This window comes from Luteimonas vadosa (assembly GCF_039543545.1).
Taxonomy (GTDB): domain Bacteria; phylum Pseudomonadota; class Gammaproteobacteria; order Xanthomonadales; family Xanthomonadaceae; genus Luteimonas; species Luteimonas vadosa.
The window spans coordinates 671,623-693,692 of record NZ_BAABJY010000002.1; the positions used below are offsets into that span (position 1 = coordinate 671,623).

Here is a 22,070-nt window from a genome sequence, read left to right on the forward strand (position 1 = left end):
CCGGCCGGGCCCGCGGCCCGGGCCGACCGCTATTGCGTGGCCGCCTGCAGCGAGCCGTCAGAGGATACCGTAAAGCGCGCGACATTCGCCCGCTGGAACGAGGACAGGTCCTGAACGCGGCCCTGATGCCTGACCTCCGCCGCCCCGGCATTGCCGATCACGATGCCGCCGACCTCGCCACGTGCATATTGGCGGACATCATCGGCTTGCAGCACCGTTTCCTCCAGCACACGCCCGTCTGGCGCCGTCACCCGGATCCAGCTCTCACCGCTGAATCGGAGGACCATGCCATCGGCCTGTGCGCCGGCACGCGGCTTGACCGGGGCCATGGAGGCCGCCACGGGCGTCGGCCGCGACTCGATGCCAGGCAGCGTCGCCGCCATGTCGTCGGCCGGCGACTCCGGTGCCTCCAGGCCGCTGGACGAAGATTGCATGGGCAGCGCGAAGTGGGTCCGCATGGCCACCCAGACCGGAATGGCCAAGGCGGCCGTGATCACGATGTAGACCGCTCGCCGGGCGAACTGCTCTGCCATCCGTTGCATCGGCGGCGTGAAAGTCCTCGGCTCGAGCTTGGTCGGCTGGATCGGGGCCACCCCGGAGGCTGCGTGCACCGGGGCCGTTGCCAGGCCCAGCAGGCGCGCATAGCTGCGCAGCTGTCCGCGGACGAAGACCGGCGCCCCCAGGCGGCTCCAGTCTTCCGCCTCCAGCGACTGCACCACCCGCACCGGCATCTTCAGGCGCGCGGCCACATCGTGCACGCTGAGGTTGGCGGCCTCGCGCGCGCTGCGCAGACGCTGGCCACAGCCGGCTTCGGCGACGTGTGGATCAGGTGTGGTCATGGCGTGCTGGTTTCCCCGAACGGTAGCGTCCGCGCCTGTGGGAACTCCATTTCCAGGCGCTGAACATAGCGGGCGGCGGCGGCCTTGTCGCCCAATTTGTCTTCAATGCGTGACGCAAGTAGCAAGGATTCGGCGCTTGCAGGGGCTGCGGCCAGCCTGCGCTCGGAGAAAGCGCGCGCTTCCAGGTAGCGTCCGACCCGGAACTGCTGTTCCGCCATCGCCGCAAGCGCCACCAGGTTGCCCGGGTCCAGGGCCAAGGCGCCCCGGAGGTCGCGCTCGACCCGATCGAACTGCCCCGCCGTGGCGGCACAGGACCCCGCGTTGGCCATGGCCGAGGCGCGGGAACGATAGCGGGGATCGGCGAGTGCGCGGTCGAACCAGGCCAGGGACTCCGGCGCCCGTCCATTGGCGCACAGCCATGCACCGTAATTGTTGAGCATGGCGCCGGACTCCGGCGCGACTTCGGCGGCCTTGGCGTAGTGGCTGCCCGCCGCCTCGCTGCGGCCGCGCTGCTGGTGCACCAGTGCCAGCAGGGTGTGCCCTGCGGCGGAGCGCGGGTCCGCCTTCACCGCTGCCTTGGCTTCCTTCTCCGCGTCGTCGAGTTGGCCCGCCCGGAGCCGCTGTTCCGCGAGCGCCGCATGGCGACGCGCCACCGCCGCACCGATGTCGCGCGGTTCGTCGCGGAGGTTGTATTCGGGAGCGACGCGATCGGACGCGCCGCGGCTGGCATCGGCCTTGACGAACGTCAGCCGGGAGCATGCCGTCGCCACCAGGCAGGTGGCGACGACGCCCGCCAGGAGCAGTTGCCTAGACCGCAGCACGGTCGGCTCCATCGGCACTGGCTTGTGCATCAAGGCGCTTGCGGAATTCGGCCTGCCGGCGCGTCCGGTCCACGACCTGTCCCTTGAGTTGGCCGCAAGCCGCGTCGATGTCGTCGCCGCGGGTGCGGCGAACCATCGTCAGGACATGCGAGTCCAGCAAGGTCTTCTGGAAGGCGCGGATGTCGCCCTCGGGCGAGCGCTCGAAGCGGGTGCCGGGGAAGGGATTGAACGGGATCAGGTTGACCTTGGCCGCATCCTTCATCTGCATCGCGTTGTCGAAACCACGCATCAGCCTCGCCAGTTCACGCGCATGGGCGGGCTGGTCGTTCACACCCTTCATGAGCGTGTATTCGAAGGTGATCGACTCGCGCGGCTTGCGCCTGGCGTATCGCTGGCAGGCGGCCATCAGCTCGGCGATCGGATACTTCTTGTTGAGCGGCACCAGTTCGCTGCGCAGCTCGTCGTTGGCGGCATGCAGCGACACGGCCAGCGAGACGTCGCTTTCCTCGGCCAGCCGGTCGATCATCGGGACCATCCCGGCCGTGGACAAGGTCACCCGCTTGTTCGCCAGGCCGTATCCGAGGTCGTCGCGCATCACGCTCATCGCACGGACCACGTTGTCGAAGTTCATCAGGGGCTCGCCCATGCCCATCATCACCACGTTGGTGAGCTTGCGCTGGCGATGGGGGACGTTGCCCAGATGCTTCGCCGCGACCCAGACCTGGCCGATGATCTCGGCGGTGCTCAGGTTGCGGTTGAAGCCCTGGGTGGCGGTCGAGCAGAACTGGCAGTTAAGCGCGCATCCCACCTGCGAGGAGACGCAGAGCGTCCCCCTGCCCTTGTCCGGAATGAACACCGCTTCGATGGCGTTCTTGCCATCCATGCCCAGCAGCCACTTGTGGGTGCCGTCGGTCGAGGGCTTCTCGAACTGGACTTGGGGCACTCGCACCTCGGCGTGGGCCTGCAATTTGGCGCGCAAGACCTTGCCCAGGTCCGTCATCGCGTCGAAGTCGGTGACGTGGCGGTGGTGGACCCACTTCATCACCTGGTGCGCACGGAAGCGCTTCTCGCCGAGCGTGTCGGCGAAGAAATCTTCCAGACCCCGGCGGTCGAGGTCGAGCAGGTTCTGTTTGGCGGGTGCGTCGGTCACTGTCTCGGGATTCAAGGATGCCGCGCGGCACGATTGCACGAGACCGTGCCACGCGAATGGCCTGGTGTTCCGCTAGCGGTCGTGCAGGTCCGTGGCGGGAAAGAAATAGGCGATTTCCACCGCCGCCGTCTCGGGTGCATCGGAACCGTGCACGGCATTGGCGTCGATCGAATCGGCGAAGTCGGCGCGGATGGTGCCTGCGTCGGCTTCCTTGGGATTGGTCGCGCCCATCAGCTCGCGGTTCTTGGCGATGGCGTTCTCGCCTTCGAGCACCTGGATCATGACCGGCCCGCTGATCATGAAGTCCACGAGCGGCTTGAAGAACGGACGTTCGCGATGCACCGCGTAGAAACCCTCGGCTTCGGCACGCGACAGGTGCTTCATCCGCGCGGCGGCGATCTTCAGTCCAGCTTTCTCGAACCGCGAATAGATTTCGCCGATGACGTTCTTCGCGACGGCATCGGGCTTGATGATGGACAGGGTGCGCTGTAGCGCCATTGCAGGAATCTCCGGGCAGGCGGGCCAGCGGTAAGCAGGCCCTTACAGTAGCATGGACAAGGAAAAACCCACGCAGTGGCGCGGGTTTAGCCTCGATGGCTGCGGCGATTCTAACGATTGTTGACGCAACCTGCATACCCGGCCAGGGCGATTGACCTGCCTTCGGTTTGCCGCTAGATTCAATCAATCGTTTGATTCAGGGCACGATCATGGCAGGGACCCAGTTTTCGACCAAGGACCGCATCCTCGGGGCGGCCGAGGAGTTGTTCGCCCAGCACGGTTTCGGCGGCACCTCCCTGAGGCAGGTCACGAGCCGCGCCGACGTCAACATCGCGGCCGTCAACTACCATTTCGGCAGCAAGGAAAACCTCGTCAACGAGGTCTTCCGCAGGCGGATGGACAGCATGAGCGAGGTCCGCCTGACACGCCTGGCGGAGGCGCAGGCGGAGCATCCGGGGGAACTGGAACCCATCCTGGCCGCGTTCGTCGAGCCGGCACTGGCCATTGCGCAGGACCGCCATGGCGGCGGAGCGTTCATCCGGGTCATCGCCCGCGCCTACGCCGAGAAGAACGACAGCCTGCGGAAGTTCCTGTCGGAACAATATGGACATGTCCTGCGCGAGTTCGGCAAGGCGATCGCCTCCTGCCTGCCGCATTTGAGCAAGGAGGAGCTGTATTGGCGGCTCGACTTCCTCGCCGGCGCGCTGACGTATGCGATGGCGGATTTCGGCCTGATCAAGCGGCCGGCCGGCACCACCGAGGCCGTGCATCGCGAACGCGCGGCCCGCGCGCTCATCCGCTACGCCGCAGCCGGCTTCAAGGCCAGCCCCGGCGATGCGCCGGATTGAGCCTCTTTTTACTCATCTTTCAATGGATTACGCGACATGACTGAGAAACTACTTGTGCGGCGTGCCGCGGTCCTGGGTGCCGGCGTGATGGGCGCGCAAATCGCTGCGCACCTGGCCAACGCCGGTGTCGACACGATCCTCTACGACTTGCCCGCCAAGGAGGGCGACCCCGATGGCGTGGTGCTGAAGGCGATCGCCAATCTCGGCAAGCTCAAGCCGGCGCCCTTGGCGAGCAAGTCGCTGGCGGCCGCCATCGTCCCGGCCAACTACGACAGCGGCCTGGACCAGTTGCAGCAGTGCGACCTGATCATCGAAGCGATCGCCGAGCGGATGGACTGGAAGCAGGCGCTGTACGAAAGGATCGCTCCGCACGTGGCCCGGCACGCCGTCCTGGCCAGCAACACCTCGGGCCTGGGCATCAACAAACTGGCCGAGGCGCTCCCCGAGCAACTGCGCCCCCGCTTCTGCGGCGTGCACTTCTTCAATCCACCCCGCTACATGCACCTGGCCGAGCTGATTCCGGCCCGGGGCACCGACCAGGGCGTGCTCGAGGGACTGGAAGCCTTCCTGACCACGACGCTGGGCAAGGGCGTGGTCTACGCCCGGGACACCCCGAACTTCATCGGCAACCGCATCGGCGTGTTCTCCATCCTGGCGACGATCCACCACACCCAGGCGTTCGGCCTGGGTTTCGACACCGTGGATGCCCTGACAGGCCCCCTCCTCGGCCGCCCCAAGTCCGCGACCTACCGCACCTCGGACGTGGTCGGGCTCGACACGATGGCGCACGTCATCCAGACGATGGCCGACACCTTGCCCGACGACCCGTGGCATGCGCACTTCAAGTCGCCCAAGTGGCTGAAGGGGCTGGTCGACAGGGGCGCGCTGGGACAGAAGACCGGTGGCGGCATCTTCCGCAAGGCCGGCAAGGAGATCCAGGTCCTCGACCTTGGGCGGAAGGATTACCGCACGTCGGAAGCCGTCGTCGACCCGGACGTGCTGCAGATCCTGCAGCGGCGCGATCCGGTCGAGAAGTTCGCCGGGCTTCGCGAGAGCGAGCATCCGCAAGCGCGGTTCCTGTGGGCCATGTTCCGCGACCTGTTCCACTACAGCGCCTACCACCTGGCCGACACCGCGGAAACGGCGCGCGACGTCGACCTCGCCATCCGCTGGGGCTACGGCTGGAAGCTCGGTCCGTTCGAGACCTGGCAGGCCGCGGGCTGGAAGCAGGTCGCTCAGTGGATCGCCGAAGACATCGTCGCCGGCAAGGCGATGAGCGACGCGCCGCTACCGGACTGGGTCTTCGATGGCCGCGACGGCGTCCATGGCGCCGAGGGCAGCTACAGCCCGGCGAAGGACGCCAAGCTGCCGCGTTCCTCTTTGGCCGTCTACCGCCGCCAGCGATTCCCGGACCCGTTGCTGGGCGAGAGTTTCGCGCAGGGCGACACCGTGTTCGAGAACGACGGCCTGCGCCTATGGACCGACGGCGACGACGTGGCCGTGGCGTCGTTCAAGACCAAGATGCACACGGTCAACGACCAGGTCCTGGACGGAATGCAGGAGGCCATCGCACGCGCGGAACGCGACTTCAGGGCGTTGGTGATCTGGCAGCCGAAGGAACCGTTTTCCGCCGGGGCGGACCTGGCCGGTGCGATGGGCCTGCTGCAGGCCGGGAACGTCCAGGGCTTCGAGGCCATGGTCGAGAACTTCCAGGCGACCAGCCAACGGATCAAGTACGCCCTGGTGCCGGTGGTCTCCGCGGTGCGCGGTCTGGCCTTGGGGGGCGGATGCGAGTTCCAGATGCATGGGGCGCGCACCGTCGCGCACCTGGAGTCTTACGTTGGCCTGGTCGAGGCCGGCGTCGGCCTGATCCCGGCGGGCGGCGGCTTGAAGGAACTCGCGGTCCGCGCCTCCGAGTCCGCCGGACCCGGGGGCGACGTGTTCGCCGAACTCAAGCCGGTCTTCGAATCCGTGGCGATGGCCAAGGTCTCTTCGTCCGCGGTGGAAGCCCGGGAGTCGGGCCTGTTGCGCCCGGCCGACAGCGTCGTCTTCCATGCCCACGAACTGCTCCACGTTGCCCGGCAGCAGGCCCTGGCCCTTTCCGAATCGGGGTACCGCCCTCCGCTGCCGGCGCGCAGGATCGTCGTCGCCGGCGACGTCGGCATCGCGACGTTCCGGATGCTGCTGGTCAACATGGTCGAAGGGCGCTTCATCAGCGAATACGACGCGGAAATCGCCACCCGCATCGCCACCGTGCTCTGCGGCGGCGAGATCGACCGCGGATCCGTCGTCGACGAGGAGTGGTTGCTCAAGCTCGAACGCCAGCACTTCGTCGAATTGGCGCAACAGGACAAGACGCAGGCTCGGATCGCACACATGCTGAAGACCGGCAAGCCGCTCAGGAACTGACGCGGCGCCCGGTCCACCAAACACACCAGGGAAATTCGAATGAGCAGACAGATCCAGGATGCCTACATCGTCGCGGCGACGCGCACCCCCGTCGGGAAGGCGCCGAAGGGCGTGTTCCGGAACACGCGTCCCGACGAGATGCTCGCGCACGTGCTCAGGGCCGTGGTCGCGCAGGTACCCGGCGTCGACGTGGACCGGATCGATGACGCGATCATCGGTTGCGCCATGCCCGAAGGCGAGCAAGGCATGAACGTGGCGCGCATCGGCGTGCTGCTGGCCGGACTCCCGGACACGGTCGCCGCCCAGACCATCAACCGCTTCTGTTCGTCCGGACTGCAGGCCGTGGCATTGGCCGCCGACCAGATACGGCTGGGCAATGCCGACCTGGTACTCGCCGGCGGCACCGAATCGATGTCGATGGTGCCGATGATGGGCAACAAGGTCGCGATGTCGCCCTCCGTGTTCAAGGACGACAACGTCGCCATTGCCTACGGCATGGGGATCACGGCGGAAAAGGTGGCCGAGGAGTGGAACGTCTCCCGCGAGGACCAGGATGCCTTCGCCCTCGCCTCCCACCAGAAGGCCCTGGCGGCGATCGCCGCTGGCGAATTCGACGACGAGATCACGCCTCTGGAAGTCATCTCCCACCAGCCGGACCTGGCCGGGAACACCGTGCGCCTGGTGAAGCGGCTGGTGGCCAGGGACGAGGGCCCTCGTCCCGATACCTCGCTCGAAGGCCTCGCCGCCCTGCGTCCGGTCTTTCGCAACGGCCAGTTCGGCGGCACGGTGACCGCCGGCAACTCGTCGCAGATGAGCGACGGTGCCGCCGCAGTCCTGCTCGCATCGGAACAGGCGATCAAGGACCATGGCCTGACGCCGCTGGCCCGCTTCGTCTCGTTCTCGGTCGCCGGCGTGCGCCCGGAAGTCATGGGCATCGGTCCCATCGCGGCGATCCCGAAGGCCCTGAAGCAGGCGGGGCTGACGCAGGACCAACTCGACTGGATCGAGTTGAACGAGGCCTTCGCGGCGCAATCACTGGCAGTGATCCGCGACTGCGGGCTGGATATCGAGAAGGTCAACCCGCTGGGCGGTGCGATCGCGCTGGGGCACCCCCTGGGCGCCACCGGCGCGATTCGCACGGCGACCATCGTCCACGGGATGCGCAGGCACCAGCGCAAGTACGGCATGGTGACGATGTGCATCGGTACGGGGATGGGGGCTGCGGGGATTCTCGAAGCGCTCTAGGCGCGGGACGCTGCCTGAGGAGAGGCCACGGCTTTCGAAGCGTCCGGAGCGCACCCTACCGCATCGGGCCAGGCGGAAGTCCGCCTTGGCTCGATGCATCTGCCCTCGGCGGCTCGCTGGTTGGTGCACGGGCACGCCCTGATGAATCCGGCCAGCTGCAGTGAAGCGGTGCCGGCCGTGGGCTGACGGGCATCGGCGGGCACTCAGCGAAAGCCACCAGCGCGCGGTGGGATCGCTACGCAGCGTCCCCCGCCGCGACAACGAAGCCCGCGGCACACTCGATCAGGGCTGGTGGCTGGACGGCGACCTCGAAGCGTGGGCGCGCCCTGCCGACATCGGCGCGCTCGCAAGCGAGCGTGGACGTTTTTTCCATTGACGGCGGACATGGCTCATGGCCCTGAGGTGGCCGGCGCGGCGAGTCCGGCTGGTCGGCCTATCCGGGCGTTCAATCGAGCTCTACGACGCCCAGCTCCCCCAGCGCATCCTGCATGAACTCTCGCGCAGCGTCGCTCATCGTTTCATGGTCGAGAGCATAGCGAATGGTCGCCTCGATGAGACCCAGGTGGGTCCCGCAATCGAATCGCGTGCCCTGGAAACGGAATGCATCCACGGGTGATTCCGCCAATAGCGTCGCGATCGCATCTGTCAGCTGGATTTCACCCCCGGATCCGCGGCGGGTCCGTTCGAGGTGGTTGAAAATCGAGCCCGGCAAGATGTAGCGGCCCACGACGGCCAAGGTGCTGGGCGCGTCCTCCGGATCGGGCTTCTCCACGATCCCGGTGACTCGCGCGGCGCGCTCCACCGTCTCACCCGTGGCCACGATGCCATAGCTGGAAGTCTGCGCTCGCGGAACATTCTGGACCGCGATCGCCGCGGCGCCGGTCGCCTCTGCATGGCCGGCCATTTGGGCCAGGGCACCAGGACCAGCACTCCAGATCAGATCGTCCGGCAACAGGACCGCGAAGGGCTCGTCACCGACAATGGGCCTCGCGCAGAGGACGGCGTGACCAAGACCCAGGGCTTCCGGTTGCGTCACGAAGACGGCACGCACCCCCGCAGGCAACACGTCGCGGATGAGCGACAGCTGCTCGTGCTTCCCGGCACGCTCCAGCTTTTGCTCAAGTTCGTAGGCGGTATCGAAATAGTCCGCCACCGCATGCTTGTAACGGTTGGTGACGAACACCAGGGTGTCGCAACCGGCCTCGACCGCCTCATCCACCGCGTACTGGATCAAGGGCCGGTCTACGATCGGCAACATTTCCTTCGGAATCGTCTTCGTGACGGGGAGGAAGCGGGTCCCCAGCCCAGCGACCGGGAAGACCGCCTTTCTGATGCGTTGTGATTTCATTTATGCCGGATCGACCTGCTGGGGAATGCCACGACAGTCGCGGCCTGCGCCGCAACATTCTCCGAGTGCGGAGAAAACTCCGGCACCGACTCGCGAAGCAACGACCGCAACGCCTCCACGTCGTAGGCCGCCACCGCTTGCTGCATCCGAAGGCAAATGCCGCGGATCTGCTCGTCAACGACGTCCCGCGCTTCCGCTTGCAGGATCTTCGGATGCGCGGTGGGACGGTAGCGCTCATCGGCGTGGAACAGGGTCTCGTGCAGTTTCTCGCCGGGGCGCAGGCCCGTGTAGACGATCGATACATCCTTGCCCGGATGCTTGCCGGCAAGCCTGATCATCTGCTCGGCCAGCAGGCGGATGGACACCGGTTCGCCCATGTCCAGGGTGTAGATCGCCTGCATCGGCCCCATCGCCGCGGACTGCAGGATCAACTGGCAGGCCTCGGGGATTGTCATGAAGTAGCGGGTCACGTCCGGATCGGTCACCGTCACCGGGCCGCCGTTCCGGATCTGTTGGCGGAACAGGGGGACAACGCTGCCCGCGGAATCCAGTACGTTGCCGAATCGCACCGTCGTGAAATGCGTCCGGCCTTGGCGCGTCTTCGACTGGCACACCATTTCCGCGAGCCGCTTGGTCGCACCCAGGACGTTGACCGGATCCACGGCCTTGTCGGTCGAAATCAGCACGAACGTGCCGACGTTGGCCTTCAGCGACTCATCGGCGACGACCGCGGTGGCCAGGACGTTATTGCGGATGGCCTCGCGCATCTGGCCTTCCAGCACCGGGACCTGCTTGTAGGCCGCGGCATGGAAAACGGCTTCGGGCGCGGACAGGCCAAGCGCGTGGCGCATGACCGCCGGGTCGCCGCAGTCACCCAGCACGGGAATGCATTGGACGTGCGGGAAGTCGCGGCGGAATTCGGATTCCGTGGTGGCCAGTGCGAGCTCGTCGATTTCGATCAGCGTGATGGCGCGCGCCCCATGTCGCGCGCACTGCCTGCAAAGCTCCGCGCCGATGGAGCCGCCTGCACCCGTCACCAGGACGTTCCTGCCGCCGAGCCAGGCGCGGATCGCCTTCCAGTCCGGGGTCACCGGCTGGCGACCAAGCAGGTCCTCGATGGCGACTTCCTTCAACTCGCCGGGCAGGGAGCGGCCTTCGAGCAGGTCGTCCAGCCGGGGCACGGTCCGGAAGGGCAGGCCCGTCCGCTCACACGCCACCACGATTCGCTGCATCGCCGTGGCGTCCAGCGAGGGCATCGCGATCACCAGCAGGCGTGCCGCCGTTTCCGGTGCGATGCGCTCCAGTTCGTCGATCGTCCCCAGCACCGGGATGCCCTGGAGGTGGCTCCCACGCAATTGAACGGCATCATCGACGAAACCAACGGGCTGGTAGGCGCCAGCGCGGCGCAAGTCGCGAACCAGGGCTTCGCCGGCTCGCCCGGCACCAAGGATCAGCACGCGAAGCGCCGCCTTGTCGGTGCGCACCAATCCCTGGTCTTTCCAGGCCCGATACATCAGGCGCGGCATGCCGAGCAGCGCGGACAGCACGATTGGATATAGCAGCATCACCGTGCGCGGCACCTGGTCGGCCCGGTCGAAGACGAAGAACAGCATCGGCAGGATCGCGAGGAAGCCGAAGGAACTGGCTTTCACGATGTTGACCAGGTCCGGGATGCTCGCGAATCGCCAAACGCCGCGATAGAGGCCGACACGCCAGAAAATCACGCCCTGCACTACCAGGATCAACGCGATTTCGAGCGACCACACGGGTTGCGGCGCTACCTGGCCAGTCACCGAATAGCGGAACAGATGCAGGCCCATCCAGCACGCCCACACCATCGCCAGGTCATGCAGGATGATCGCGGTGCGCGGCAGCGCGGGCCTGACCCGGTCCTTCCATATATTCATGGGTGTCTTCCCTGCGTCGCTCTTCGTCGCAACCAAGCCTGCAAGCCTCCCCACGCCAGGATGCCGAGGGCAAACCATGCGGTGGCGGCCCATATGTTAATGGCAACTCCCCTATCGCGCCCGGCAAGAAGGACCAAGCTTCCACATGTCGACCAGACGGCATAGAGCATCGTCACCGGCCAATGGGCGCCCAGGCGGGCACTCAGCCGCTGGTATGCATGTTCGACATGCGCCGTCCACCAGCGCTCGCCCCGCACCATGCGCCCTGACAGCGTCAACGCCGCGTCAATGAGGAAGGCGGCCAAGGGCAATGAGAAGACGAGCCAGTGGACAGCCCCTGCAGGCGCGCTTGCGCAGCTCGAAACCAGCAGGACGGCCAACATGAACCCCAATGCCCCGCTCCCGACATCCCCCAGGAATATCCTCGCCCGCGGGAAATTGAACGGCAGGAAGCCGACGCACGCGGCGGAGAGTGCCCAGGCCAGGGCGCTGACCACAGGATCCTCGGTGTAGAGGGCATAGGCCACTGCCGCAATGGCCGCCTGGCTCGCCGCAAGGCCATCGATTCCGTCCATGAAGTTCCAGACGTTGACCAGCACCGGGACCGCGACCAGCGCGAGCAGGGCCAGCCCTGGATCGTCCGTTGTCGACCATGCCGCCGCTCCCAGCACGATGGCCGCGACGCAGTGACCCGCGAGCCTGAACCAGGCAGACCTGGACTTGTGGTCGTCGAGCCATCCCACCCCCGCAACCAGGGCCAGGCCGACGCCCGCGGCCACATGGAACGGGGACACACGGCCTCCGTCCCACGCCAGCCAGCCCAATGCCACCAGCGCGGAAGCGGCGATGGACACGCCGCCCCCGCGGGGGGTTGGAACGTCGTGGCTGCGTCGATCGCCGGGTCGGTCGATGAGTTCGCGTCCGAGCGCGTAGCGCCGCGCGAGCCACGTCCCGACGCCTCCGACCAGCGCATGGAGCATCCACCAACCGCCTAGACCCACCGCCACAGGCACGATCAGACCACGGCGTAGTTGAGCAGGGGCTTGATCGTCCCCCACTCCTTGCAGCTGGGGCACTGCCAGTGGTGGCTGCGCGCGCCGAATCCGCAACGCCCGCACCGGTAGCTCGGATTGCGCACCAACAGCTGGTCCGTGATGTGGCCGAGCTCGCGCAGTGTTTCCTCGTGGTGGCTGCCACCTGCCAGCGTCAGCTCGATCAGGGCGGCCTCGCCACGGACGGAAGGACGGTCCTTGAGCTGCTGGGCCAGGTACCCACGGGCGGCAGCCACGCCCTCGTCGGCCTCGACCAGTTTCGTCAAAGCCAGCACCGGGGCGACGCCGCGGTAGTCCTCGCTCATCTCGCTCAGGAAGGCACGCGCCCCCGGTACGTCGCCCACGCGTTCGTAGGCTGACAGCAAGGCCGGAAGCAACTCGGGCAGGTAGTCGGCGTCATGGCGTGCCGCCCGCTCCAGGGCGCGGATGGCGGCGACATCGTTGCCCGCCTCCAGCTCGACCCTCCCTTCGATCATGCCCGCGCGAACCGACTTTGAATCGGCGGCGTAGGCGCGCGCAACGGCGGCACGCGCGCCGTCCATGTCGCCGGCGACGCGCAGGCGCTCGGCCAGCTCGCACTCGTACTGGCCGATGAGCTTCCCCATCGGTTCGCCCGTCGCCGCCTCGAAGCGGGTGGCATTCTCGATCGCCTTGGGCCAGTCCCGTTCGGCTTCGTAGATCGCGATCAGGTGCTTGAGCGCCTGCGGTGCACGCTGGTCGATCTTGGCCAGGTCCGAGAACACGGTTTCGGCGCGGTCCAGCAGCCCGGAGCGCATGTAGTCCTCTCCCAACGCCAGCAGTGCCTGCACTTTCTGCCCATCGTCCAGGTCGGGGCGTTGCACCAGCCCCTGGTGCAGGCGGATGGCGCGATCCACCTCGCCGCGGCGCCGGAACAGGTGACCCAGGGCGACCTGAGTCTCGAAGGTTTCCTTGTCGAGTTCGGCGATGTGCAGGAACAATTCGATCGCCTTGTCCGGCTGCTCGTTGAGCAGGTAGTTCAATCCCCGGAAATAGGTGGTCGACAGGCGGCTGACCTGGGTATCGCTATGGCGTTCGCCACCCCGCCGTCCCACGACCCACCCACTCAGGGCCGCCACCGGCAGCAGCAGGAAGAACCAGAACCATTCGGTGACGAAGGCCACGCTTCAGTCCCGGTCCGACGCGCGACCGGCGCCCGTCCGGGCCTGGTGCAAACGCCTGCGCAACGGCAGCACGACGGATGCGACCAGCATGATGCCGCCTAGGATCGCACCCAGCAGCAGCGTCGACAGGACCAGTACGCCCAGCGTGGTGGGCACCAGCACGACACCCAGGTCTAGGGTGACGGCCTGAGGATTCAGGGCGCCGATGGCAACGCCCAATGCGATGCTTGCGAAAGCGAGAAGGAGTCGGAGCACGCGCATGCCGATAGCTTAGCGGAATGCAGCGTCCGCCTGCGGCCGGTCAGCCGTCCGACGGCAGGGGCAGGACGTCGCTGACGCGCTCGCGCAGTTCCTTGCCCGGCTTGAAGTGGGGGACGTGCTTGCCGGGCAAGGCCACGGCGTCGCCGGTCTTGGGATTGCGGCCCGTGCGCGGCGGCCGGTAATGCAGGGAGAAGCTGCCGAATCCGCGGATCTCGATGCGATCGCCATGGGCCAGCGAGCTGCCCATCATCTCCAGCAGCGACTTCACCGCAAGATCGACGTCGTCGGCCTTCAGGTGCGCCTGGCGCTGCGTGAGGATGTCGATCAGTTCGGATTTGGTCATGGGTCCCCTTGCCTGCCCTGACGGCGATCGACCCGGCCCCCGCCGGGTCGTCGCCCTGTGCATTCGCGAACTGTCCGCTTACTCGGACTTGCCGCCATCAAGCTGTTCGCGCAGCAGCGCGCCCAGCTTGGTGGTGCCGCTGGAGGCGTCGGCCGAGGTCTTGTTGTAGGCAGCCAGCGTCTCGGCCGTCTCGGCTTCGTCCTTGGCCTTGATCGAGAGCTGCAAAGAACGGCCCTTGCGATCCATGCCGGTGAACTTGGCTTCGATGGTGTCGCCCACCTTCAGGTGCTGGCTGGCGTCCTCGACGCGCTGGTCGGAGATGTCGCGCGCCGCGACGTAGCCTTCCACGCCGTCGGCCAATTCGATGGTCGCGCCCTTTGCGTCGACTTCCTTGACCGTGCCGGTGACCTTGGTGCCGCGCGGATTCGCGGCCATGAACTGGCCGAACGGATCCTGCTCCAGCTGCTTGACGCCCAGGCTGATGCGCTCGCGCTCCGGATCCACCGCCAGCACGACCGCCTCGAGCGTGTCGCCCTTGGTGAGTTCGCGCGCCTCTTCCTCGCCGGTGGAGTTCCAGCTCATGTCGGACAGGTGGATCAGGCCGTCGATGCCGCCGTCCAGGCCGATGAAGATGCCGAAGTCGGTGATCGACTTGATCTGGCCCTCGACCTTGTCGCCCTTCTTGTGGATGGCCGCGAAGGTCTCCCACGGGTTGGACGTGACCTGCTTGATGCCCAGCGAGATGCGGCGGCGCTCCTCGTCGACGTCCAGGACCATCACCTCGAGCTCGTCACCAACCTGCACGACCTTGGACGGGTTGACGTTCTTGTTGGTCCAGTCCATCTCGGACACGTGGACCAGGCCCTCGACGCCCGGCTCGATCTCGACGAACGCACCGTAGTCCGTGACGTTGGAGACCTTGCCGAACACGCGGGTGTTGGACGGGTAGCGGCGGGAAATGTTGTCCCACGGATCCTCGCCCAGCTGCTTGAGGCCGAGGCTGACGCGGTTGCGCTCGCGGTCGTACTTGAGGATGCGGACGTCCAGCTCCTGGCCGACTTCCACGACCTCCGACGGATGGCGCACGCGCTTCCAGGCCATGTCGGTGATGTGCAGCAGGCCGTCGATGCCGCCGAGGTCGACGAACGCGCCGTAGTCGGTGAGGTTCTTGACGACGCCCTTGAGCACCGCGCCCTCGACCAGCTTCTCCATCAGCGCCTCGCGCTCCTCGGAGTGCTCGCTCTCGACCACCGCACGGCGGGAGACGACGACGTTGTTGCGCTTGCGGTCGAGCTTGATGAGCTTGAACTCGAGTTCCTTGCCTTCCAGGTAGACCGGGTCGCGCACGGGGCGCACGTCGACCAGCGAGCCGGGCAGGAACGCACGGACGTCCTTGATGTCGACGGTGAAGCCGCCCTTGACCTTGCCGGAGATCTTGCCGGTGATGGTCTCGTTGTTCTCCAGCGCTTCCTCCAGCTCGTCCCACACCATGGCGCGCTTGGCCTTCTCGCGCGACAGCACGGTCTCGCCGAAGCCGTTCTCCAGGAATTCCAGCGCCACCTTGACGGTGTCGCCTTCGGCGATGTCGATCTCGCCGTCGTCGTTACGGAACTGCTCGATCGGCACGCTGCCTTCGGACTTGAGCCCGGCGTTGATGATGACGACGTCGCTGCGCACCTGGACCACGGTGCCGGTCACGATGGCGCCCGGCTTGAGCTTGGCGATGTCGGTCTGGCTGGCTTCGAACAGTTCTGCGAATGATTCGGTCATTGAAAGTTGTCTCGGTTGATGACACAGACCGGCGCGCGGGTTGCGCCCCGGTCCACCCGTGTTTGGCCTCTGCACGATGCGTCCGGCCGTGAGTGTTGTGATGGACGAATACCCCGGGCGGCGGCTGCCGGCCGGGAACCTTTCCGCCGCGCTCGAGTCAGACCCCGCGACCCGGCAACAGGGCCAGGACGCTGTCGACCACCTCGTCGATGCCAAGTCCGGTGGTGTCGATGCAGACGGCCTCGGGGGCCGGCCGCAACGGCGCCACCGCACGACTGGCGTCGCGGGCGTCGCGGGCGAGTATCTCGCGCAGCAGACCGGCCAATGTAACGGAAACCCCCTTGTTCTTCAACTGGTTATAGCGCCTTTCCGCGCGTTCCTCCGCGCTGGCCGTCAGGAAGACTTTCCAGGCGGCATCCGGGAAGATCACGGTCCCCATGTCCCGACCATCGGCAACCAGCCCCGGCAGGCGCCGGAAAGCCCGCTGGCGGTCCCGCAGCGCGGTGCGGACCGCGGGGATGGCGGCGATTGCCGAAGCGGCGGCCCCGGCCGTTTCGGTGCGCAGCTCGTCGGTGGCGTCGTGGCCGTTGACCAGGACCCGGAGGTCGCCATCGGGTGTTTCCCGGAAGTCGATCTCGGTATCGAAGGCGCAACGTACCAGGGCGCCTGGATCGTCCAGGTCCAGGTCGGCCCAGGCCGCCGCCACGCCGACGGCCCGGTACAGGGCGCCAGAATCCAGGTAATGCCAGCCCAGGCGGTGGGCGACGGCGCGGCTGATGGTCCCCTTTCCGGAGCCGGACGGGCCGTCGATGGTGAGAACTGGAACGTCATCAGTCATGTCGCGACTCCGGCGGCGGACCCCCATTCTAGCGACCAGGCTGGATCTTCAGGTGCAAGCGCTTGAACCTCCGGGGAAAACCCCGCTAGAATATGCGGCTGTCTCGCCCCATCCGCCCCAGAGGTTCGTCATGAAGGTCCTGTCCTCCCTGAAATCGGCGAAGTCCCGTCACCGCGACTGCAAGGTCGTCCGTCGCCGTGGCAAGGTCTTCGTGATCTGCAAGTCCAACCCGAGGTTCAAGGCGCGCCAGCGCTGAATCCGGGATCCGGACGAGGGCCGCAGCGATGCGGCCCTTTTCATATGCACGCCCTGATGCATGCTTCGGCCCTGGTCCAAGCGGGGTGATGGGCACCTCGGGATTGACCGGGGCCACGATGGGCGTTCACGGGACTCCGCCGCGTCCATCTGGTACAACGCGGTCTGACGTCCGCACGCCCTGGAGTCCGCCATGAAGCGCCCGCTGATCACACTTGCCCTCTCCGCACTCTTGATTGCCGGCACGGCGTCGGCCGAAGTCCTGCTCGTCGAGCGCGTCCAGATGGAGCCCCAGGCCGCGATGCCGGCCCGTGGAATGACCATGGCGCAGGTCGAGGCCCGTTTCGGCGCGCCGACCCATCGCCTTGACCCGCGTGGCGGCCAGAAGCGCCAATGGCCGACCATCCATCGCTGGCAGTACCCCGCGTTCACGGTGTATTTCGAGAAGAGCAAGGTCATCGACGCCGTCGCCAACCAGGCGGTCGCCGGCGAGATCGGTCCGAAACCCGCGATCCGCTGACCCATGCCAGACGCGTCCGCGCGGTTTCCCGCCGAGTGGGAGCCGCAGTCAGCGGTTCTGCTCGCCTGGCCGCATGCCGGCACCGACTGGGCCGAGCGGCTGGCAGAGGTCGAGGAGACCTACATCACGCTGGTCGCGGGCATCACCCGGTTCCAGGACGTCGTGGTCTGCGTCGCGGACGACGATGTGGAAGCGTACGCCCGCGCACGCCTGTCGTCGGCCCGCGTCCCCATGGCGCGCGTCCGGTTCGTTTCGATTCCGTACGACGACACCTGGCTGCGCGATTCCGGCCCGCTGACCCTGGTGTCCCGCGACGGGTTCCGGCTGCTGGATTTCCGGTTCACCGGTTGGGGCGGGAAGTTCGAGGCCAGCCGCGATGATGCCCTCGTGCAGGGGCTGGCCTCATCGGGAATCCTGGTCAAGAGTGACCTGCAACCCATTGATTTCGCGATGGAAGGCGGCGCCATTGATACCAATGGCAGCGGCACGCTGCTGACCACGTGGCGCTGCCTGCACGAACGTCATCCGGAACTCGAACGGGAGACCGTCTCGGGACGGTTGCGCCAATGGCTCGCGCAGGAGCGCGTGTTGTGGCTCGACCACGGTTACCTGGAAGGCGACGATACCGATGCCCACGTCGATACCCTCGCCCGGTTCGCCGCGGACGATGCGATCGTTTATCAGGCCTGCGACGATCCGGCGGATGCGCACTATGGCGAGTTGCAGGCCATGGCGGCCGAACTGGCTGCGTTTCGCACGCCCGATGGCGCGCCCTTTCGCCTGTTTCCGTTGCCTTGGGCGCCACCGATCATCGATCGGAATCGAAGGCTGGCAGCCAGTTACGCCAACTTCCTCATCATCAATCGAGCCGTGATGATGCCGGCCTACGGGGTGGATGAAGAGGGATGGCAGGTCGACGCCGCCGCCGCCGCCGTCCTGGCCGACGCGTTTCCCGGCCGTGAAATCGTCCAGGTGCCGTGCCGGCCGCTGATCTGGCAAAACGGCAGCCTGCATTGCATCACCATGCAGCTTCCCGCAGGCATCGTCGCGCCTGACTGACCCCGACAGCCGCCACGCCGGATCACTCCTCGATCCCCCCCGCTCCCCCCCTCCCACAACCGTTGCCAGCCGAGGCGCGAGCCCGCCCTACAATGTCTCGATGAGAACGCAAACGACCCTGCCCGTCGCCCTGGTCCAGGAAAAGAACCACGGCGACGCCGACGCCAACCTGGACGTGATCGAACAGCGGGTGGCCGAAGCCGCCCGGCAGGGCGCGAAGCTGGTGCTGCTGCAGGAACTGCACAACGGCGCCTACTTCTGCCAGCACGAGTCGGTGGAAGAGTTCGATCGCGCCGAACCCATCCCCGGTCCCAGCACCGCCCGCCTGTCCTCCGTGGCCGAACGGCACGGCGTGGTCCTGGTCGGCTCGCTGTTCGAACGGCGCGCCGCCGGCCTGTACCACAACACCGCCGTGGTGTTCGACGCCGACGGCCGCATGGCCGGCAAGTACCGCAAGATGCACATCCCCGACGACCCCGGGTTCCAGGAGAAGTTCTACTTCACCCCCGGCGACCTGGGCTTCGAGCCGATCGACACCTCCGTCGGCCGGTTGGGCGTGCTTGTGTGCTGGGACCAGTGGTATCCGGAGGCGGCGCGGCTGATGGCGTTGGCCGGCGCGGAAATCCTGCTTTACCCGACGGCCATCGGCTGGGACCCGGGTGATGCGCAGGACGAAAAGGTGCGCCAGCGCGATGCCTGGGTGGCCAGCCATCGCGGCCATGCCGTCGCCAATGGCGTCCCGGTGCTGTCCTGCAACCGTGTCGGCCACGAGCAGTCCCCGCTCGATGCCGCCGGCATCGATTTCTGGGGCAACAGCCACGTGCTGGGCCCGCAGGGCGAGTTCATCGCCGAGGCGGGCGGCGAACCGACGGTGCTGGTTTGCGACGTGGACCTCGGGCGCAGCGAGGACGTGCGCCGCATCTGGCCGTTCCTGCGGGACCGACGCATCGATGCCTATGGCGACCTGCTGAAGCGCTACCGTGACTGACGCGCTGGTGGTCGAGATCCCGCCAGCCGCGGTGCCGGGCTGGCGCGGGCAGCCGCACGCGATCGTGGAGCGCGGCGGCGTGCACTACACCTTGCTCGGGACCGCGCACGTCTCGCGCGAAAGCGTTGAGGCCGTGCGCGAGGCGATCTCCGAGGGCGGCTTCGACGCGGTGGCGGTCGAACTCGATGCCCAACGATTGCAGGCCTTGAGCGACCCCGACGCCCTGGCCAAGCTGGACCTCGTCAAGGTCATCCGCGAAGGCAAGGCGGCGCTGTTCGCCGCCAACCTGGGCCTGGCCGCGTACCAGCGCCGGCTCGCCGAGCAACTCGGGATCGAGCCGGGTGCTGAGCTCAAGGCCGCCGTGGACCAGGCCCGGGACCGCGACCTGCCGGTGCACCTTGTCGATCGAGACGTCGGCATCACCTTCAAGCGCATTTCGGCCAAGCTCGGGTTCTTCGGGCGCATCAAGCTGATGGGCGGCCTGCTGGCGGGCCTGCTGGTCGACGACGAGGTCGGTGCGGACGACATCGAGAAGCTCAAGCAGGGCGACATGCTCGAATCGAGCTTCGGCGAATTCGCCAAGGACAACCCGGCGCTCTACGACACCCTGATCGACGAACGCGATCGCTACATGGCCGCAAGGCTGCGCGAGGCGGGCGAAGACGCCCTGGTCGCAGTCGACCACCGGCCCGCCAGCGTGCTGGCGGTGGTGGGCGCAGGCCATCTGAAGGGCCTGGCCGCCTACCTGCGGGACGAGACACGGGACCCTGCGACGCTGCGGGCCGAACTCGACTACCTGGACTCGAAGCGGAAGGTCCCCTGGTTCACGCTGGCGATCACTGCCCTGGTCCTTGGTGGCATCGCCTGGGGGTACTGGCGCGGAGGCGCGGCGGTCGGCACCGACCTGCTCCTGCAATGGGTCCTGATCACGGCCGGGCTGGCTGCCGTCGGCTGCGCGGCGGCCGGCGGGCATCCACTGAGCATCCTCGCAGGCGCCATCGCAGCGCCCTTGAAGCCCTTCCGGCCGGGCCTGCCGTCGGGCATGTTCAGCGCCCTGGTGGAATTGCACCTGCGCAAGCCGGCCTACGGCGATTTCCTGTCGTTGCGCGACGACGCCCAGAGCCTGCGCGGCTGGTACCGCAACCGCGTGTCGCGGGTGGTGCTGAACTTCATCCTCACCAACCTGGGCACCGGCATCGGGGTCTGGCTTGCCGGCGCGCGGATCGTCGGGAAGCTGATCGCCTAGGCTGCCCGGAGCGGGTCAGTACGCGCCCGGGTTCCTGATGAACCGCCAGATGATCTTCGCCCCCACGGTCCAGCTGCGCGCGTTGCGCGCCACGTGGGAGTCGATTGCGCGCACCGCTACCTCGTCGTAGAGCGCGCCAGCGAACACGACCCCCCGGATCCGCCGGGTATTGCGGATATCGCGGAGCGGATCGGCGTCCAGCAAGACCAGGTCGGCGACCATGCCGCGCAGGACCTGGCCGCGCTCGCTTGCCTCCCCGGCGTACGCCGCGGGCGTCACGGTCGCTGCGCGCAACGCCTCGGCGGGCGTCAGCCCGGCATGCACCAGTTGTTCGAGCTCCCGATGCACGTCCACGCCCGCGGCGAGGTAGTCCGTCCCGACCATGATGCGGACGCCGGCGCGTTGCGCCTCCAGGGTCAGGTCGAGGCCCTTGCGGTAGAAATCGAGGTAACCGCGCCGCGCTGCGGGCCCCGGCGCCTCCGCCAGCAGCTCGTCGAGGTCCTCGCGCCATTGGCGTTGCAGCAGCGGATGCACATAGCGCAGCACGGGGTCCTCCCTCACGCGCGGGAGGTGGGCGAACGCATCCGACCAACGGGTGAGGTGGGTCGGGACGTAGAACGTGCCGGCCTCCCGCATCGCGGACAGGATCTCCCGCGCACGCGCTGGATCGTGCCGGTTGACCATCGCGCGCCTGTCCTCCCGCCACGACGGTGACCCGGCCCGCTCGCGCAGCGCCTGGGAGCCGTCGAAGGACTCGTGGAGCAGGAACCGGGCATGTTCCAGGCTGCGCTGGTGACGTGCCGCCTCGATGGCGTCGACGGCATGCGGGCGGTGGCCGACGACCGCCATCCCGCGCAGCCGGGCTTCGTCGGCCAAGGCCAGGTAGGCGTCCCGCGGGATGCGGTCGTAGACCTTGATCGTGTCCGCCCGGCCGACGAAGTGCCTGACGAAGGCCCGCGCCTGCGCGGGCGTCGCGGTGTCGAAATACGCCGGCACGTCGCCGAGCCGCGCCGCCATGCCCGGCCCGTTGGCCATGAAGCTGCTGGTTTCGACGATCCGCGGCCCGACCCGCTCGCCGGACACCGCCTCGCGGCTCCAGCGCCGTTTCTCGTCCCCGCATGCGATGAAGGGATCTCCTGGACTCGGGCATCCCTGCATGTCGCGCACGCTGGTGACGCCCGAGGCAACGTACAGGGGCATGTCCAGCAGGGGCGAAATCGCCAGGACATGCGTGTGCATGTCCCAGAGCGCGGGCATCACGAATCGGGCGCGCCCGTCCACCACCCGCAGTCCCGGCGGCACCGCGACGGTCTCCCGAGGCCCCACGGCGGCGATGCGCCCATCCGCCACGACCACCGTCTGCTCGGTTCGCACGACACCGGCTACGACATCGACCACGGCCACGCCGCGGATGGCGAACGACGCCGGGCGTGCCGGCTCCAGTCGGGGTTCGGGCCAGGCCACCGCCCCGGCGAACAGCCCGATCGCGGCCACTGCGCCGATTGCCGCGGCAGTCCCCAGCGGCGCGAGG

The 22,070-nt window shown here is 67.4% G+C and carries 21 protein-coding genes; 8 read left to right on the forward strand and 13 right to left on the reverse strand.

Annotation, left to right across the window (positions count from 1 at the left end; translation table 11 throughout):
* Positions 1-29: 29 nt before the first annotated feature.
* The 4 genes from ABD970_RS08950 to ndk all read right to left on the reverse strand — a co-directional run bounded on the left by ABD970_RS08950 (position 30) and on the right by ndk (position 3,308).
* Positions 30-839, reverse strand: a complete 810-nt coding sequence (locus tag ABD970_RS08950) for a RodZ domain-containing protein (protein ID WP_345295138.1) — start codon at positions 837-839, stop codon at positions 30-32.
* Positions 836-1,690: a type IV pilus biogenesis/stability protein PilW gene (pilW, locus tag ABD970_RS08955; RefSeq protein ID WP_345295139.1), complete on the reverse strand. Its 855-nt coding sequence runs from the start codon at positions 1,688-1,690 to the stop codon at positions 836-838. The genes ABD970_RS08950 and pilW overlap by 4 nt, the downstream gene beginning before the upstream one ends.
* Entirely contained in the window at positions 1,647-2,810 is a 1,164-nt protein-coding gene (gene rlmN, locus ABD970_RS08960) for a dual-specificity RNA methyltransferase RlmN (RefSeq protein ID WP_345295140.1), read from the reverse strand. Before rlmN ends, pilW begins: the two co-directional genes overlap by 44 nt.
* Positions 2,811-2,882: 72 nt before the next feature.
* Positions 2,883-3,308 (reverse strand): nucleoside-diphosphate kinase, encoded by a 426-nt coding sequence (gene ndk, locus ABD970_RS08965; RefSeq protein WP_345295141.1) that lies wholly within the window; start codon positions 3,306-3,308, stop codon positions 2,883-2,885.
* A 209-nt stretch (positions 3,309-3,517) separates the two neighbouring features.
* Here ndk and ABD970_RS08970 point away from each other — a divergent pair, with 209 nt between their 5' ends.
* Genes ABD970_RS08970 through ABD970_RS08980 form a run of 3 tightly spaced genes read left to right on the forward strand, consistent with a single transcriptional unit; the run spans position 3,518 to position 7,810 of the window.
* The gene (locus tag ABD970_RS08970) at positions 3,518-4,156 is read left to right on the forward strand and encodes a TetR/AcrR family transcriptional regulator (protein ID WP_345295142.1); all 639 of its coding nucleotides are present in this window, start codon (positions 3,518-3,520) and stop codon (positions 4,154-4,156) included.
* 36 nt (positions 4,157-4,192) lie between these two features.
* The gene (locus ABD970_RS08975) at positions 4,193-6,565 is read left to right on the forward strand and encodes a 3-hydroxyacyl-CoA dehydrogenase/enoyl-CoA hydratase family protein (RefSeq protein WP_345295143.1); all 2,373 of its coding nucleotides are present in this window, start codon (positions 4,193-4,195) and stop codon (positions 6,563-6,565) included.
* 39 nt (positions 6,566-6,604) lie between these two features.
* Entirely contained in the window at positions 6,605-7,810 is a 1,206-nt protein-coding gene (locus ABD970_RS08980; RefSeq protein WP_345295144.1) for an acetyl-CoA C-acyltransferase, read from the forward strand.
* 445 nt (positions 7,811-8,255) lie between these two features.
* Here ABD970_RS08980 and galU read toward each other — a convergent pair whose 3' ends face one another.
* The 8 genes from galU to cmk form a co-directional block, all read right to left on the reverse strand.
* Complete coding sequence (galU, locus tag ABD970_RS08985; protein WP_345295145.1) at positions 8,256-9,158, reverse strand: UTP--glucose-1-phosphate uridylyltransferase GalU; 903 nt, start codon at positions 9,156-9,158, stop codon at positions 8,256-8,258.
* Positions 9,155-11,065, reverse strand: a complete 1,911-nt coding sequence (locus ABD970_RS08990; protein ID WP_345295146.1) for a polysaccharide biosynthesis protein — start codon at positions 11,063-11,065, stop codon at positions 9,155-9,157. Before ABD970_RS08990 ends, galU begins: the two co-directional genes overlap by 4 nt.
* The gene (locus ABD970_RS08995; protein WP_425563097.1) at positions 11,062-12,045 is read right to left on the reverse strand and encodes an MraY family glycosyltransferase; all 984 of its coding nucleotides are present in this window, start codon (positions 12,043-12,045) and stop codon (positions 11,062-11,064) included. The genes ABD970_RS08990 and ABD970_RS08995 overlap by 4 nt, the downstream gene beginning before the upstream one ends.
* Positions 12,046-12,080: 35 nt before the next feature.
* Positions 12,081-13,259, reverse strand: coding sequence for a lipopolysaccharide assembly protein LapB (gene lapB, locus ABD970_RS09000; protein ID WP_345295148.1), 1,179 nt, complete (start codon positions 13,257-13,259; stop codon positions 12,081-12,083).
* Between the two features lie 3 nt (positions 13,260-13,262).
* Entirely contained in the window at positions 13,263-13,520 is a 258-nt protein-coding gene (locus ABD970_RS09005) for a LapA family protein (protein ID WP_345295149.1), read from the reverse strand.
* 40 nt (positions 13,521-13,560) lie between these two features.
* Positions 13,561-13,863: an integration host factor subunit beta gene (locus ABD970_RS09010; protein ID WP_345295150.1), complete on the reverse strand. Its 303-nt coding sequence runs from the start codon at positions 13,861-13,863 to the stop codon at positions 13,561-13,563.
* Between the two features lie 78 nt (positions 13,864-13,941).
* On the reverse strand, positions 13,942-15,633 hold the full coding sequence (gene rpsA / locus ABD970_RS09015; RefSeq protein ID WP_345295151.1) for a 30S ribosomal protein S1: 1,692 nt from the start codon (positions 15,631-15,633) through the stop codon (positions 13,942-13,944).
* Between the two features lie 157 nt (positions 15,634-15,790).
* Positions 15,791-16,471: a (d)CMP kinase gene (gene cmk / locus ABD970_RS09020; RefSeq protein ID WP_345295152.1), complete on the reverse strand. Its 681-nt coding sequence runs from the start codon at positions 16,469-16,471 to the stop codon at positions 15,791-15,793.
* 130 nt (positions 16,472-16,601) lie between these two features.
* Here cmk and ykgO point away from each other — a divergent pair, with 130 nt between their 5' ends.
* From ykgO to ABD970_RS09045, 5 genes are all read left to right on the forward strand, one after another.
* The gene (gene ykgO / locus ABD970_RS09025; RefSeq protein ID WP_029213509.1) at positions 16,602-16,727 is read left to right on the forward strand and encodes a type B 50S ribosomal protein L36; all 126 of its coding nucleotides are present in this window, start codon (positions 16,602-16,604) and stop codon (positions 16,725-16,727) included.
* Between the two features lie 192 nt (positions 16,728-16,919).
* Positions 16,920-17,246, forward strand: coding sequence for a hypothetical protein (locus ABD970_RS09030; protein ID WP_345295153.1), 327 nt, complete (start codon positions 16,920-16,922; stop codon positions 17,244-17,246).
* A 3-nt stretch (positions 17,247-17,249) separates the two neighbouring features.
* Positions 17,250-18,305 (forward strand): agmatine deiminase family protein, encoded by a 1,056-nt coding sequence (locus tag ABD970_RS09035; protein ID WP_345295154.1) that lies wholly within the window; start codon positions 17,250-17,252, stop codon positions 18,303-18,305.
* 100 nt (positions 18,306-18,405) lie between these two features.
* Complete coding sequence (locus ABD970_RS09040; RefSeq protein WP_345295155.1) at positions 18,406-19,293, forward strand: carbon-nitrogen hydrolase; 888 nt, start codon at positions 18,406-18,408, stop codon at positions 19,291-19,293.
* Positions 19,294-19,297: 4 nt separating this feature from the next.
* Positions 19,298-20,539, forward strand: coding sequence for a TraB/GumN family protein (locus tag ABD970_RS09045; RefSeq protein ID WP_345295697.1), 1,242 nt, complete (start codon positions 19,298-19,300; stop codon positions 20,537-20,539).
* Positions 20,540-20,554: 15 nt separating this feature from the next.
* On the opposite strand, the gene ABD970_RS09050 is transcribed toward ABD970_RS09045, so the two are convergent.
* Positions 20,555-22,033: an amidohydrolase family protein gene (locus ABD970_RS09050; RefSeq protein WP_345295156.1), complete on the reverse strand. Its 1,479-nt coding sequence runs from the start codon at positions 22,031-22,033 to the stop codon at positions 20,555-20,557.
* Between the last annotated feature and the right edge of the window lie 37 nt (positions 22,034-22,070).

Excerpts from the sequence above, each read along its gene's own strand:
- ABD970_RS09035 (WP_345295154.1), top strand. The coding sequence starts at position 17,250 with ATGCCAGACGCGTCCGCGCGGTTTCCCGCCGAGTGGGAGCCGCAGTCA.
- ABD970_RS08990 (WP_345295146.1), bottom strand. The coding sequence starts at position 11,065 with ATGAATATATGGAAGGACCGGGTCAGGCCCGCGCTGCCGCGCACCGCG.
- rpsA (WP_345295151.1), bottom strand. The coding sequence starts at position 15,633 with ATGACCGAATCATTCGCAGAACTGTTCGAAGCCAGCCAGACCGACATC.
- ndk (WP_345295141.1), bottom strand. The coding sequence starts at position 3,308 with ATGGCGCTACAGCGCACCCTGTCCATCATCAAGCCCGATGCCGTCGCG.
- ABD970_RS09005 (WP_345295149.1), bottom strand. The coding sequence starts at position 13,520 with ATGCGCGTGCTCCGACTCCTTCTCGCTTTCGCAAGCATCGCATTGGGC.
- ABD970_RS08995 (WP_425563097.1), bottom strand. The coding sequence starts at position 12,045 with ATGCTCCATGCGCTGGTCGGAGGCGTCGGGACGTGGCTCGCGCGGCGC.
- ykgO (WP_029213509.1), top strand. The coding sequence starts at position 16,602 with ATGAAGGTCCTGTCCTCCCTGAAATCGGCGAAGTCCCGTCACCGCGAC.
- ABD970_RS09040 (WP_345295155.1), top strand. The coding sequence starts at position 18,406 with ATGAGAACGCAAACGACCCTGCCCGTCGCCCTGGTCCAGGAAAAGAAC.
- cmk (WP_345295152.1), bottom strand. The coding sequence starts at position 16,471 with ATGACTGATGACGTTCCAGTTCTCACCATCGACGGCCCGTCCGGCTCC.
- ABD970_RS09030 (WP_345295153.1), top strand. The coding sequence starts at position 16,920 with ATGAAGCGCCCGCTGATCACACTTGCCCTCTCCGCACTCTTGATTGCC.
- ABD970_RS09010 (WP_345295150.1), bottom strand. The coding sequence starts at position 13,863 with ATGACCAAATCCGAACTGATCGACATCCTCACGCAGCGCCAGGCGCAC.
- pilW (WP_345295139.1), bottom strand. The coding sequence starts at position 1,690 with ATGCACAAGCCAGTGCCGATGGAGCCGACCGTGCTGCGGTCTAGGCAA.
- ABD970_RS08975 (WP_345295143.1), top strand. The coding sequence starts at position 4,193 with ATGACTGAGAAACTACTTGTGCGGCGTGCCGCGGTCCTGGGTGCCGGC.
- ABD970_RS08950 (WP_345295138.1), bottom strand. The coding sequence starts at position 839 with ATGACCACACCTGATCCACACGTCGCCGAAGCCGGCTGTGGCCAGCGT.
- galU (WP_345295145.1), bottom strand. The coding sequence starts at position 9,158 with ATGAAATCACAACGCATCAGAAAGGCGGTCTTCCCGGTCGCTGGGCTG.
- ABD970_RS08970 (WP_345295142.1), top strand. The coding sequence starts at position 3,518 with ATGGCAGGGACCCAGTTTTCGACCAAGGACCGCATCCTCGGGGCGGCC.
- ABD970_RS08980 (WP_345295144.1), top strand. The coding sequence starts at position 6,605 with ATGAGCAGACAGATCCAGGATGCCTACATCGTCGCGGCGACGCGCACC.